This is a genomic window from Martelella sp. (genome assembly GCF_984369615.1).
This window is the reverse complement of the sequence record NZ_CFHTCS010000096.1, coordinates 1-13,197: the sequence shown is the minus strand read 5'-3', so window position 1 is coordinate 13,197 and position 13,197 is coordinate 1. Positions and strand designations below refer to the sequence as shown.

Annotated in this window: 12 protein-coding genes; 11 read left to right on the top strand and 1 reads right to left on the bottom strand. The window is 62.7% G+C overall.

Features of this window, described 5'->3' with window-relative positions:
- The 8 genes from ureC to AC5DC2_RS10015 form a co-directional block, all read left to right on the top strand.
- A partial coding sequence (gene ureC, locus AC5DC2_RS10050; RefSeq protein WP_491698378.1) for an urease subunit alpha occupies window positions 1-1,632 on the top strand: 1,632 nt, incomplete at its 5' end.
- Between the two features lie 148 nt (window positions 1,633-1,780).
- The gene (locus AC5DC2_RS10045) at window positions 1,781-2,368 is read left to right on the top strand and encodes an urease accessory protein UreE (protein WP_491698377.1); all 588 of its coding nucleotides are present in this window, start codon (window positions 1,781-1,783) and stop codon (window positions 2,366-2,368) included.
- Between the two features lie 15 nt (window positions 2,369-2,383).
- Window positions 2,384-3,106 (top strand): urease accessory protein UreF, encoded by a 723-nt coding sequence (locus tag AC5DC2_RS10040; protein ID WP_491698376.1) that lies wholly within the window; start codon window positions 2,384-2,386, stop codon window positions 3,104-3,106.
- Window positions 3,107-3,130: 24 nt separating this feature from the next.
- Window positions 3,131-3,775 (top strand): urease accessory protein UreG, encoded by a 645-nt coding sequence (ureG, locus tag AC5DC2_RS10035; RefSeq protein ID WP_018062731.1) that lies wholly within the window; start codon window positions 3,131-3,133, stop codon window positions 3,773-3,775.
- Window positions 3,776-3,779: 4 nt separating this feature from the next.
- On the top strand, window positions 3,780-4,715 hold the full coding sequence (locus tag AC5DC2_RS10030) for an urease accessory protein UreD (RefSeq protein WP_491698375.1): 936 nt from the start codon (window positions 3,780-3,782) through the stop codon (window positions 4,713-4,715).
- Window positions 4,716-4,740: 25 nt separating this feature from the next.
- A complete protein-coding gene (yut, locus tag AC5DC2_RS10025; RefSeq protein ID WP_491698374.1) occupies window positions 4,741-5,727 on the top strand; it encodes an urea transporter in 987 nt (328 codons plus the stop codon).
- A 55-nt stretch (window positions 5,728-5,782) separates the two neighbouring features.
- Window positions 5,783-7,024, top strand: a complete 1,242-nt coding sequence (locus AC5DC2_RS10020; RefSeq protein ID WP_024709032.1) for an ammonium transporter — start codon at window positions 5,783-5,785, stop codon at window positions 7,022-7,024.
- A 78-nt stretch (window positions 7,025-7,102) separates the two neighbouring features.
- A complete protein-coding gene (locus AC5DC2_RS10015; RefSeq protein WP_491698373.1) occupies window positions 7,103-8,344 on the top strand; it encodes an ArsB/NhaD family transporter in 1,242 nt (413 codons plus the stop codon).
- Window positions 8,345-8,357: 13 nt separating this feature from the next.
- Here AC5DC2_RS10015 and AC5DC2_RS10010 read toward each other — a convergent pair whose 3' ends face one another.
- Window positions 8,358-9,356, bottom strand: coding sequence for a mechanosensitive ion channel family protein (locus tag AC5DC2_RS10010; RefSeq protein ID WP_024709034.1), 999 nt, complete (start codon window positions 9,354-9,356; stop codon window positions 8,358-8,360).
- A gap of 414 nt (window positions 9,357-9,770) precedes the next feature.
- On the opposite strand from AC5DC2_RS10010, the gene AC5DC2_RS10005 reads away from it, so the two are divergent.
- The 3 genes from AC5DC2_RS10005 to AC5DC2_RS09995 form a co-directional block, all read left to right on the top strand.
- Window positions 9,771-11,351, top strand: coding sequence for an ABC transporter substrate-binding protein (locus tag AC5DC2_RS10005; RefSeq protein ID WP_491698372.1), 1,581 nt, complete (start codon window positions 9,771-9,773; stop codon window positions 11,349-11,351).
- The gene (locus AC5DC2_RS10000; RefSeq protein ID WP_491698371.1) at window positions 11,344-12,363 is read left to right on the top strand and encodes an ABC transporter permease; all 1,020 of its coding nucleotides are present in this window, start codon (window positions 11,344-11,346) and stop codon (window positions 12,361-12,363) included. Before AC5DC2_RS10005 ends, AC5DC2_RS10000 begins: the two co-directional genes overlap by 8 nt.
- Window positions 12,356-13,197, top strand: an 842-nt coding sequence (locus tag AC5DC2_RS09995; RefSeq protein ID WP_491698370.1) for an ABC transporter permease, incomplete at its 3' end; no start/stop codon positions are given. The genes AC5DC2_RS10000 and AC5DC2_RS09995, both read left to right, overlap by 8 nt.

Sequence of the window (13,197 nt, the reverse complement as noted above, 5' to 3'; positions counted from 1 at the left end):
ATCGAGATCGAAAAGGACCTCCGGGTCTATGGCGAGGAAGCCGTCTATGGCGGCGGCAAGACGCTGCGCGACGGCATGGGCTATGATAACGAGCTCACCAGCGCCGCAGGCGCACCCGACCTCGTCATCACCAACGTCACCATCCTCGACGCCGTGCAGGGCGTCATCAAGGCTGATGTCGGCGTCAAGAACGGCAATATCTGTGCGATCGGCAAGGCCGGCAACCCGTCCACCATGTCGGGCGTGACGCCGGGGCTGGCGCTTGGACCGGGCACCGACGCGATCTCGGGCGAGCACCTGATCCTGACCGCCGGCGGCATCGACGCCCACGTCCACTTCATCTCGCCCCAGCAGGCGGAAGCCGCGCTTTCCAACGGCGTCACCACGCTGTTCGGCGGCGGCATCGGCCCGACCGACGGCACCAACGGCACCACCATCACCCCCGGCACCTGGAATGTCGAGATGATGCTGCGCTCCTTCGACGGCTGGCCGGTCAATGCCGGCGTGCTCGGCAAGGGCAATGTCTCCGCCCGGCTTCCGATCGAGGAGCAGCTCCGCGCCGGCGTCATGGGTCTGAAGATCCACGAGGACTGGGGCAGCACGCCGGAAGCGATCCGCACCTCGCTGCGCGTCGCCGATGAATTCGACGTCCAGGTCTGCATCCATACCGATACGCTGAACGAGGCCGGCTTCGTCGAAAACACGATCGCCGCCTTCGAGGGCCGGACCATCCACACCTACCATACGGAAGGTGCGGGCGGCGGTCACGCGCCGGACATCATCCGGGTGGCCGGTCAGTCCAACGTCATTCCGAGCTCGACCAATCCGACGCTGCCCTATGGCATCAATTCGCAGGCCGAATTGTTCGACATGACGATGATCTGCCACAATCTCAGCCCCAAGATCCCGACCGACGTCGCGTTCGCGGAAAGCCGCGTGCGCCCGGAAACCATCGCGGCTGAAAACGTGCTGCACGATCTCGGCGCGATCTCGATCCTGTCCAGCGACAGCCAGGCCATGGGCCGCGTCGGCGAGAACTGGGCGCGCACCATCCAGACCGCGCATCTGATGAAGGACCGGATGGGCGCCTATGACGGCGATACGTCGGGCAATGACAACGAGCGCGTTCTGCGCTTCGTCGCCAAGGTTACGATCAATCCGGCGATCGCGCAGGGCGTCAGCCATGTGATCGGCTCGGTCGAAGTCGGCAAGATGGCCGATCTCGTGCTCTGGGAGCCGGCCTTCTTCGGCGCCAAGCCGAAAATGGTGATTAAGGGCGGCCTCATCTCCTGGGCGCTGATGGGCGATCCGAACGCATCGCTGCCGACGCCGCAGCCGGTTCTCTACCGTCCGATGTTCGGCGCCTACGGCTCGGCGCTGCCGAAGACCCGCGTCACCTTCACATCGCTGGCAGGCTATGAGGACGGCATCGTCGACCGCTACCAGCTCCAGTCGCAGGTGGTGCCGGTCTATGGCACGCGCACGATCAGCAAGAGCTCGATGGTGCGCAACAGCACGCTGCCGGAGATTGAGGTCAACCCGGAAACCTTCGCGGTGACAGTCAACGGCAAGCACGCGACCGTCGAGCCTGCGACCACGATCCCGCTGAACCAGCTTCACTTCTTCAGCTGATTGCGATGCCGGGCGAAGCAAACCTTCGCCCGGCCCGTCCAACAACAACGACGCCGGGGACGTTCAGCCGGAAAGCGGCATCGAGGGCCAGACAGGCTCCGGTGCATTTCGGCTCTTCTTTCCAGGCGCACAGAATGCGGCGAACACCATGATCCTTGTCGAAAAAATCCTTGGCAACCTGAAGGATGCCGACTGGCACAAACGCTCCCACGAGGCGACGGTCGACTACCTCGCGCTCGAACAGTGGGAAGCGCCCAAGAACCGCCTGCGCAAGGCAAGCGAGGGCGGAACCGAACTCGCGATCTCGCTGTCGCGCTCGGAGCATCTCCACAACGGCGATGTGCTTCATTACGACGCGGCGAGCAACACCATCATCGCCGCCCGCATCGCGCTGAAGGAGGTCATGGTCATCGAGCTCGAAGGGCTGGAAACGCTGGCGCCGCAGGAAATCCTGCGGATCTGCTTCGAGCTGGGCCACGGGCTCGGAAACCAGCACTGGCCTGCAGTCATCAAGGGCAGCACCGTCTATGTGCCGCTCTCCGTCGATCAGAAGGTCATGGCCTCGGTGATGAAGACCCATGCCTTCGAGGGCGTGAAGAGCCATTTCGCGCCGGGCGAGGAGATCGCCGCCAAGCTCGACGCGCGCGAGGTGCGCATGCTGTTCGCCGGGGCCGACGCGACGCCGCATCACCACCATGACCATGGTCACGCCCATGGCGACCATCACCACCACTGATCGCGAGGCAGGGGCATGGCAGATGAGAACAGCAGACGGATGCGATCGGCAGACGACATGATCCTGCTTGCGCGTCTTCTGCAGTTTTCCGATTCGACGCTTCCTGTCGGTGCATTCGCCTTTTCCAACGGGCTGGAATCGGCGATCCAGACCGGCGTCGTCGCCGATGCGGCAAGCCTGGAGCGCTTCGTCGAGACGGTGGTGCGACAGGCCTCGGGCATGGATGGCATCGCTTTCCTCCATGCCCATCGCGCGGCCCGCCGCGGTGCCTATGACTCCGTGCTCGAGGCCGACCGGGAATTGTGGAACCGGCGCGTGGGCGAGGAACAGCAGATGATGCTCGCCCGCATGGGCCGCAAGTTCGCGGAGCTTTCCCTGAAGATCAGCACGTTTCCCGTTCTCGAACGCTGGCTGGCCGACATCAAGGAGGGCACGACGCCCGGCTGCTTTCCGGTCGGCCAGGCGGTCGCGCTGGCGCATATGGGTGCAGATGAAAAGCAGGCCTTCGTGGTCCATCAGTACGGCGTCGCGGCGATGATCATGAGTGCTGCGGTGCGGCTGATGCGGATCGATCATCTCGACACCCAGCGCATCCTGTTTGCCGTGCAGGCCCGCGTCGAGGACGATTACGCGCGCATCAGCGGTCTGGAGCTTGATGAGATGTCCGGCTTCGCGCCGGTCTTCGATGTTCTCGTCGCCCATCACACCAAAACCCATGTCCGGCTGTTCATGAACTGACCGGCGGAAAAAAGGATTGGCACAATGAAGAAAATCACGCGTATCGGCATCGGCGGCCCGGTCGGATCGGGCAAGACGGCCGTGATCGAAACCATCACCCCGCGGCTGATCGAACTTGGCGTCAAGCCGCTGATCATCACCAATGACGTGGTCACCACGGAAGACGCCAAGCAGGTGCGTCGCACGCTGAAGGGCGTCTTGGTCGAGGAAAAGATCGTCGGCGTTGAAACCGGCGCCTGCCCGCATACCGCGGTGCGCGAGGATCCGTCGATGAACATCGCTGCGGTCGAGGAGATGGAAGAGAAATACCCCGACAGCGACGTCATCCTGATCGAATCGGGCGGCGACAACCTGACGCTGACCTTCAGCCCGGCGCTCGCCGATTTCTACATCTACGTCATCGACGTCGCCGCCGGCGACAAGATCCCGCGCAAGAACGGCGCCGGCGTCTGCCAGTCGGATATCCTGGTGATCAACAAGACCGATCTCGCCCCTTATGTCGGCGCCGATCTCGGCGTCATGGACCGCGATTCCAAGCTGATGCGCGGCAAGAAGCCGTTCGTGTTCACCAATTGCAAGACCGGCGAGGGCGTGGACGAACTGATGAAGCTGATCATGGATATGGCGCTGTTCGACGTGACGCCCGCCTCCGGCCAAGCCGCCGAGTGATCTGATGAGCTTGCATGAAAGCCTGCGCCGGATCGACGAATACCGGGAACTGAACGGTTTCCGGACCGAGCCTCGGCAGATGCGCGCGGCCGGACCGGGAAAGATCGGGGCGTTGCGTCTCGGCTTCTCGATGCGAGGCGGCCGCTCCGTGCTGTCCGACCTCTACCGGGCCACGCCGCTTCTGGTGCAGCAGGCGCTCTACTGGGACGAGGCGATGCCGGAACTGCCGATCTGCTCGATCATCTCGATCGGCGGCGGCATATTGCAGGGCGATCGCTACACGATCGATATTTCGGTGGATGAGGGCGCATGCGCCCAGGTGACCTCGCAGGGCGCGAACCGCATTCACCAGATGGACGCCAATTACGCCTCGCAGCACCAGACGGTGACGCTTGCAAAGGACGCCTATCTCGAATTCCTGCCGGACTTCACCATCCCCTATCGGGACTCGCGCTTCATCAACGACACCGATCTCGTGGTCCATGAAGACGCGACGCTGCTCTATGGCGAGATGATGATGACCGGCCGCAAACATCACCACGCAAGCGAGCGCTTCGGCTTCGACCTGCTGTCGATGACCGTCAATGCCCGCCGGCCCGACGGACGCAAGCTGTTCACCGAGAAGGTGCTGATCGAGAAGGGCAACGAGACGATCGATTTTGCCGCGGTGATGGGCGGTTACGATGCCTTTGCCAACATTCTGTGCATCACGCCGCCGGCTGTTGCCGAGCGCATCCGGGAGCGGGTGAACGTCAATTTCGGCGACGAACGGCCGCGCGCGATTTCTGGCGTTTCCAGCCTTCCCAACGGTGCCGGTCTGATGCTGCGCGTGGTCGGCGTCGAAAGCTACGACGTGCGCGCGGAGGTCAGGAATTTCTGGAAGGTCGTCAGGGAAGAAGCCCGCGGCAAAACGCTGCCGGAAGAATTTCTCTGGCGTTGATCACAAACTAAAAGGGGGTGCGGATATGACGGAGAAGCGCAAAGACTTTGCAACGCAATGCCTGCGCGGGGCGGGGCAGGTTTTCTTCATGGAGAACGCGCTTACGGGCGCGCTTTTCATTCTTGCAATTGGCTATGCGAGCTATGCGGGCGGCAACTGGGCGACCACGGTCGGCGCGCTTGTCGGCCTCATCGTGGCGACGCTGACCGCGCGGCTTCTCGATTGTGACGGCGACTCGATCACCTCCGGCCTGTTTGGCTTCAACGGCATTCTCGTCGGCGTCGCCATTCCCACCTTCATCAGCGTCTCGCCGCAACTCTGGTTCTACGTCGTCGTCGGCGCGGCCATGAGCACGGTGGTGACGGCGGCGCTCGGGGCGATGATCACCAAAAGCTGGGGCATTCCGGGCTCCACCGGTCCGTTCGTGCTGACCGGTTGGCTGCTGGTGGCGGGCGCCTATACCTTCGGCGCGCTCGACGTCTCCGGCGACCATCCGGAACTGGTGTCGGACTATATCAAGGGCGTGACGGTGATCCCGTCTCATATCGAATTGGTCCAGATCTTCTTTCGCAATATCGGCCAGGTCTATCTTCTCGGCAACGAGATCAGCGGCGCGATCATCCTGCTCGGCATTCTGATCGCCTCGCGCGCGGCCGGCATCGCCGCCATTTGCGGTTCGCTGATCGCCATGGCGACGGCGATCGCGCTTCGGGCGGAGCCGCATTTGGTGGTGCAGGGGCTTTACGGTTTCAGTGCGGTGCTGACGGCGATGGCGGTCGGCGTCATCTTCCTGAAACCATCGCCGCGGGTGGTCGTCTACGCGCTTCTGGCCACGATCGTCACCGTGTTCCTGCAGGGGGCCTATGACGTGCTGACCGAGCCGCTCGGCCTGCCGTCCTTCACCGCGCCCTACGTGCTGACGATGTACCTGTTCATCGCACCGAAGAAGCTGCTTGCGCCGCATCCGCACAGCGCGGTCGGAGAGCATCTGGTCACCGATACCAACAACTAAAGAGCGGCGCGACCGGGGCGGTCGCGCCAAAACAAGCTTTTCAAAGGAGAAGGTTATGCAAGCGATCAATGCGGGGGACACCGCGTTTGTTCTGATCTGCACGGCGCTGGTCTGCATGATGACCCCGGCCCTTGCACTTTTCTACGGCGGCCTGGTCAAGCAGCGCGATGTGCTGTCGATCATGATCCAGAATTTCGTCTGCATCGGGATCGTCAGCATCATCTGGGTGTTCGGCGGTTTCAGCCTGGCCTTCGGTCCGTCGATCGGCGGGATCATCGGCGATATCCGTCCCTATTTCGGGATGTATCATGTGGGCATCAGCCCGAATGACACCTACGCGCCGCACATTCCCTTCATGATGGTCTTCGCCTATCAGATGATGTTCGCGATCATCACACCCGCACTGATGACCGGCGCCTTTGTCGGTCGTTTCAAATTCGGTGCCTATCTGTTCTTCGTCGCCTTGTGGACGATCCTGGTATACCTGCCGGCAGCGCACTGGATCTGGGGCGGCGGTTTCCTGGCCAAGATGGGCGTCGTCGATTTTGCAGGCGGCATCGTGATCCACACCGCCGCGGGTTTCTCGGCCCTTGCCGCCGCCCGCTTCCTCGGCAAGCGCAAGGTCGCCGTGGGCGATCCGGAAAGCCAGCCGGCGAGCCTGCCGCTGGTGGCGCTCGGCGCGGGGCTGTTGTGGTTCGGCTGGTTCGGCTTCAATGCGGGCGGCGCCTATGCGGCGGACGCGCTTGCGGCCTACGCCTTCACAAACACCATGCTCGCCGGCGCGATTGCCATGCTGGTCTGGATGTTGTGGGAGTGGCGCGAGCACAAGCGGGTCTCCTTCTCCGGCGTTCTCGTCGGCGCGGTGACCGGCCTTGCCACGATCACGCCCGCCGCCGGCTATGTCGAGCCGATGGCGGCGCTGCTGATCGGGGCGATCGGCGCGACGGTCTGCTACAACGCCAAATATGTCCAGGAATGGCTGAAGATCGACGACACGCTGGAAGTCTGGCGCGCCCACGGCGTCGGCGGCATGACCGGCGCGATCCTGATCGGCTTCATGGCCAGCTCGCATATCAACGCCGTTTCGGCGAGCGTGAAGCAGCTTGGCGTGCAGGTGCTGGCCGTCGTTATCGTTGCTGCCTATTCGTGGATAATCACGACGATCCTGCTAAAGATTCTCGCGGGCTTCGGCCATCTGCGGGTGGCTGACGATATCCAGGAAGGAGGCGTCGATGAAGACATGGTTGGCGAACGCGCCTTCAATCTCTGGAACATGAAGAACGACATCAACAAGTAAGCTACAATCACGACAGCCGGGCGGTCTCAAGGCTGCCCGGCTGTCGTTTTGTATTTCCCGAAGACCGCCGGAGCCGCCGTGGATATCACCGTCATCATCTTTCTTCTGGTCTATCTGGCGCTGGCGCTCGGCTATCTGCCGGGTTTTCGCGTTGACCGGACCGGCGCGGCGGTTGTCGGCGCGCTGGCGATGATCGGCTTCGGGCGGATCACCGACAAGCAGGCTTGGGACGCGATCGATTACCAGACCGTCGGACTGCTGTTCGGCCTGATGATCGTCTCGGGGGCTTTCACGGTGTCCGGTTTCTATCAGTGGCTGGCCGGGCGGGTTGCCTCGCTGAAGGTCTCGCCGCCGGAACTGCTTGCGTTCCTTGTGGTCACCGGGGGCGGGCTTTCCGCCCTGCTGACCAATGATGTCGTGATTGTCGCGATGACGCCGCTTCTGGTCTCGATCACCATGTCGCGCGGCCTCAATCCGGTTCCCTTCCTGCTCGGTTTCTGTTTCGCGACCAATACCGGCTCGGTGGCGACGATCATCGGCAGCCCCCAGAACATGATCGCGGCGCAGACGCTCGGCCTTTCCTTCACAGGCTTCATGAAGGTGGCGCTGGTGCCGGCGGTGATCTCGCTGCCGGTGGTCTGGGGCGCGGTATGCCTGATCTATCGCGGGCGCTGGAGCCTTGCTGCGGTGGAAGAACAGCCCCCGTCCGCCCCGGTCGCCGCGCCTGCCCAGAAACTCGATATCGCCGAGACCGTCAAGGCGGCCATCGTCACGGCCGCCGTGGTCGCCGCCTTTGTCTTTACGGACTGGCCGCGCGAAATGGTGGCCCTTTCGGCCGCCGCCGTCATGCTGGTCAACCGGCAGGTTTCGTCGAAGGAGGTCATCGGAACGGTCGACGGCAACCTTCTTCTGCTGCTGGCCGGCCTGTTCGTGGTCAATGCGGCGCTGGCCCAGACCGGAATGCCGCAGAAGGTGGTTCACGATCTTCAGGGCGCAGGCGTCGATTTCGCCAATCCCTCGATCCTGTTCCTCGTCGCCTCCGCGCTCAGCAATATCGTCGGCAACAATCCGGCGGTGATGCTGCTCGCGCCCTTCCTGCCGCATGCGGCGAACACCGAAGCGCTGGGTGCGGCCCTTGCGCTCGGCACGGGCTTTTCCAGCAACCTGATCATCTTCGGTAGCCTCGCCGGCATCATCGTGGTCGAGCAGGCGAAGGACCGGGGCGTGAAGATCGGCATGGGTGAATTCTGCCGCGCCGGCGTCCCCGTCACGCTTTTGTGCATGGTGCTCGCGCTCGCCTGGATCGCGTTTCTGACCTGACGATGGCCGCGTCTCAGCCGTCCTTTTCGAGATAGACCGTTTGCGAGGGGAAGGCGAAGTCGGCGCCGTGGGCATGAACGATGTCGACGATTTTCAGGTAAACATCCTGCTGGATCGCCAGCCACTCGGCCCAGCGGGTCGTCTTGGTGAAGCAATAGACCATGATGTTCAGTGAGGAATCGGCGAAGTCGTTGAAATAGACAAGAAGCGTCTGGTTCAGATCGATATGCTCGCTTTGATGCAGCATGGCACGGATATCGGCGACGACGGCGGCAATCTTGTCGGCATCCTCGTAGCGAAGGCCGATCGTGGTGTCGATGCGCCTGTTCCTCATCTGGCCGGGGTTTTCGACGCTGATCGAGGAGAACACGGAATTGGGAACGTAAAGCGGGCGCTTGTCGAAAGTGGTGATCCTGGTCATACGCCAGCCTATCTCCTCCACCGTGCCCTCGATGTCGCGGTCGGGCGAACGTATCCAGTCACCCAGCCGGAACGGCCTGTCGAAATAGAGCATCACGCCCGAGAACATGTTGCTCAGGACATCCCGCCCGGCAATGCCGATGGCGATGCCGCCGAAGCCGCCGAAGGCCATCAGGCCGGAGAGGCTCAGGCCCAGATGCTCGCCGAACAGCAGCAGGAGCAACAGGACGATTGCCATTTTGAGAATACGGGCGATGCTCGTGGCGGAGGTCTTGTCGCTTCCCTTTGTCACCTGATCGGCGGTCAGGCGGTTGATCAACCGGAAGGACTGCTGCATGGCCGTCAGGCCGATCGCCACCAGCGTGATATCGTCGATGATGTCCGGCTTGATTGCGGTGAACTTCTCCGCCGCCGCGATCTGGTCGATCGTCCTGTTGAGGAGCAGCAGAAAGCCCGTGATCGCGGCGAACAGGAGGGCGTGAAGGGAGATGCTGTGGGACCAGGCCTCTCTTTTGCGCATTCCAAGGCTGCAGGCCAGTGCGACAGCGAGAAGGGCGCCCAGAAACCCTGCATTTATCCAGTAGACGGTCATAAGTTTTCAGTCCTCTGAGAACAACGGGAATGTAGCACGGCATTGACCGCCGATGGCAAGACGGAGAAAGGGAGGGAGTTTGACATTGCGGTCGACGAGCGGAGGCCGGCCATTCGATCAGTGCGGGAATTCATCGATGGTCTCGGTTTCGGGTTCCGCGCCTGCCGGGAATGCCGCCTTTGACGAGGCCGGTGAGGCCGCATCCTGACGCGCGTTGCTTGGGAGCCCTGAGGGGTACAGGGAGGGCGCTCCGGCTTTTCCGTCTAGTGGCTGCCGTGCTTTTTGAAAACCGTCAGGGTTGACAGTTGGCAGAGGCGCGGAGGCCGGGCTAGAACGCGAGAGTATGATATTCTTTCATTGATATCATACTTCTTCATGATAGCGTATGCGCCAATGAGCGGTCGAAGAGGAGCAATGATGATCGGGAAGACCACTGCAAGGCTTGCAGCGACAGCGGTAGCCGCTGTGGCGATGTTCTCCGCCGGCGCACCGGCATCCGCCAAGTCGGAACTGATCCTTGCCATCGGCGGAGAGCCGGACAATGGCTATGATCCCCTGCTCGGGTGGGGCCGCTACGGTCATCCGCTGTTCCAGTCTACCCTCCTGAAACGCGACGCCGATCTCAACACCGTGCCGGACCTCGCCACCGAATGGGCGCTTTCCGACGACCGCAAGGTGTGGACGATCAAACTGCGCCCCGATGTCTTCTTTTCCGATGGAACGCCGCTGGCGGCGGAAGATGTCGCCTTCACCTTCAACGAGGCGGCAACCGCGGGCGGCGCGCTGGATCTGACGGTGATGGACAGGGCCGAAGCCGTCAATGACAGCACGGTGAAAATCTATCTCAAACGCCCCTGGGTTACATTTTCGGAAAATTTCTATTCGCTCGGTGTCGTGCCGTCGCAGGAATATGGCCCTGGTTATGCCCGCCAGCCGGTCGGTTCCGGCCCCTACAGGCTGGTTTCGTGGACGGAGGGAGAGCAGCTTATTGTCGAGGCCAACAGCGCATATTACGGCAGGAAACCGGCATTCGACCGCCTGACCTTCGTTTTCTCCGGAGAGGATACCAGTCTCGCGGCCGCGCGGACCGGTGATGTCGACATGGTTTCCGTCCCGGCCCTGATGGCGGATGACAGCATTCAGGGCTTTGACAAGATCGTTGTACCGTCTGTCGACAATCGCGGTCTGTCTTTTCCGATCCCCCAACCGGGTGAAGTGAATGCCGAGGGGCAGCCTGTCGGCAATGCGGTCACCTCCGATCTCGCCATCCGCCGCGCCATCAATCTCGGCGTGGATCGTGAGCAATTGGTCGACGTTGCGCTGAATGGCTACGGCCGCCCCGCCTTTGGTCCAGCTGACGGGCTGCCCTGGTCGAACCCCGATGCGGCCGTTACCTATGATCCCGATGCCGCCCGCGCCATGCTGGATGATGCGGGATGGGTGCCCGGTGCGAACGGCATTCGGGTCCGCGACGGCGTTCGTGCCGCTTTCGATATCTACTTCCCGGCCTCGGACTCCGTGCGCCAGGCGCTTTCCATCGTGGTCAGCGAGCAATTGAAGGCGATCGGCATCGCTGCACAGCCAAAGGGCGTGACATGGGAGCAGATCGGCCGGATCGACCATCAGCAGCCCGTCGTGTTCGGCTGGGGCAGCCACAGTCCGATCGAAGTCTACAGCCTCTACAATTCCGCCTGGGGCGGCATCGATTTCTATAATCCCGGCTATTTTGCCGACAGCACCGTCGACGGTCACTTCAGTGACGCCCAGCACGCCGAAAGCCTGGAGCAATCATATCCGCACTGGCAAGCCGCCGAGTGGGACGGGAAGACCGGGTTTTCCGCACGCGGTCTGGCCGGGTGGGCCTGGCTCGTGAACCTCGATCATGTCTATTTCGTCAATGAATGCCTGGACGTTGGCGAGACCCAGATCGAGCCGCATGGCCATGGATGGCCGATCACGGCAATGATCGAACAGTGGACATGGACGTGTGACTGAACTCTCGCTGCATTCCGCCGCCATCATGCTGACGAAACGGCTGGGACGGCTCGCCGCCGTTCTGGTCATCGTCGCGGCGGCGGCCTTCACCCTTGCCAAGCTCTCTCCCATCGATCCGGTCAATGCCTATCTCGGGATCGACATCGCACGGGTCGGCCCGGAGCAGAGGGCGCTGATTGCCGCGCGCTGGGGGCTGGACCAGCCGCCGCTTGCGCAGTTCCTCCACTGGGCCGGAAACCTTCTTCAGGGCGATCTCGGTTACTCGATGATCTACAACGCACCCGTCGCCGAGGTGATCGCCAGCCGTTTCTGGGTATCGCTGCCGCTTGTCGGCCTGGCTTGGCTCTTTTCCGGCGCGCTTGGCTTTGCGCTGGGGGTCGTCGCCGGCGCCAGTTCGGGCACTCTGCTCGATCGCGCGATCAGGATTTACGCCTATGTTCTGGCATCCGCCCCGACGTTCTGGATCGCGATATTGCTGCTGATCATCTTTGCCGTCCAGCTTGGCTGGGCGCCGGTCTGCTGCGCGGGACCTCTCGGCGTGGTGCCGGATGACGTCACCTTCGCCGACCGGCTGCGCCATCTTGCCCTGCCGCTTGCGGCGCTGACGCTTTTCGGCGTCGCCCAGATCGCGCTTCACACCCGCGCCAAGATCATCGAAATCCTGCAGGGCGATGCGGCGCTTTACGCCCGTGCGCAAGGGGCTGGCAAATGGGACGTGGCCCTAAGGCACGGCGCCCGCAATGCGGCGCTGCCCGCCGTAACCATTCTTTTTGCCTCGCTCGGGGAACTGTTTGGCGGATCGATACTGGCGGAGCAGGTTTTTGCCTATCCGGGGCTGGGACAGGCCGCCGTTTCCGCAGGCATCAAGGGCGATGTGCCGCTGCTTCTCGCCGTGACGATTTTCCTCACGCTGTTTGTATCGGTCGGCAACATGATCGCCGACATGCTTTATCGGCTTGTGGACCCGCGGCTGCGCGACGAGGCCCTTTCGGCTGGAGGACAACATGGCTGAACTCGAGCAGCAACAGACCCTTGACCCCCTGGTTCTGCCACGGATGGGCAACAGGATCTGGACCCTGGCTGCCGCCCTTTTCGGCTTCATGCTGATACTGCTGATACCGGTTCTGGCGGTGCTCACGGGGCCGGCGGGCGTGGCGACGGATTTTGCCGCAAGGCTTTCGCCGCCGGACTGGGCGCACTGGTTCGGAACCGACCAGATGGGACACGATCTCATGGCGCGCACGATCAAGGGGCTTCGGACGAGCCTATGGGTGGGGCTGCTTGCCTCATGCTGTTCCGTTGTCATCGCCACCGCTCTTGCCCTCGCGGCAACAACCGGCGGCCGGTGGGCGGATGCCGTCGTGTCGCTTCTGGTTGACGCGACGATCGGGCTTCCGCATCTCGTGCTGCTCATCCTGATATGCTTTGCGCTGGGCGGCGGCCCCGTTGCCGTGACGATTGCCGTGGCGCTCACGCATTGGCCGCGCCTGACGCGCATCCTGCGCGCCGAGATTCTCCAGGTCAGGCAGGCCGATTATGTTGTCTCCGCGCGTCATTTCGGAAAATCGTGGGTGGAGATCACCTTCGGGCACGTCCTGCCCCAGATCCTGCCGCAAATGCTGGTCGGACTGGTGCTCATGTTTCCACACGCCATTCTGCATGAGGCAAGCCTGACCTTTCTGGGGTTCGGCCTCGACCCGACCCGGCCGGCCATCGGTGTGATGCTGTCCGATTCGATGCGCTATCTGACGGCAGGCAAATGGTGGCTTGGCCTGTTTCCGGGGCTGTGCCTGCTGTTGCTCGTGCTCAGCTTTGATGCTGTCGGCAATGGCATGCGTCTTGTTCT

Coding starts and splice junctions, on each gene's coding strand:
- AC5DC2_RS10030 (WP_491698375.1), top strand. CDS start 3,780: ATGAGCTTGCATGAAAGCCTGCGCCGGATCGACGAATACCGGGAACTG.
- AC5DC2_RS10005 (WP_491698372.1), top strand. CDS start 9,771: ATGATGATCGGGAAGACCACTGCAAGGCTTGCAGCGACAGCGGTAGCC.
- AC5DC2_RS10045 (WP_491698377.1), top strand. CDS start 1,781: ATGATCCTTGTCGAAAAAATCCTTGGCAACCTGAAGGATGCCGACTGG.
- AC5DC2_RS10040 (WP_491698376.1), top strand. CDS start 2,384: ATGGCAGATGAGAACAGCAGACGGATGCGATCGGCAGACGACATGATC.
- AC5DC2_RS10010 (WP_024709034.1), bottom strand. CDS start 9,356: ATGACCGTCTACTGGATAAATGCAGGGTTTCTGGGCGCCCTTCTCGCT.
- ureG (WP_018062731.1), top strand. CDS start 3,131: ATGAAGAAAATCACGCGTATCGGCATCGGCGGCCCGGTCGGATCGGGC.
- yut (WP_491698374.1), top strand. CDS start 4,741: ATGACGGAGAAGCGCAAAGACTTTGCAACGCAATGCCTGCGCGGGGCG.
- AC5DC2_RS10020 (WP_024709032.1), top strand. CDS start 5,783: ATGCAAGCGATCAATGCGGGGGACACCGCGTTTGTTCTGATCTGCACG.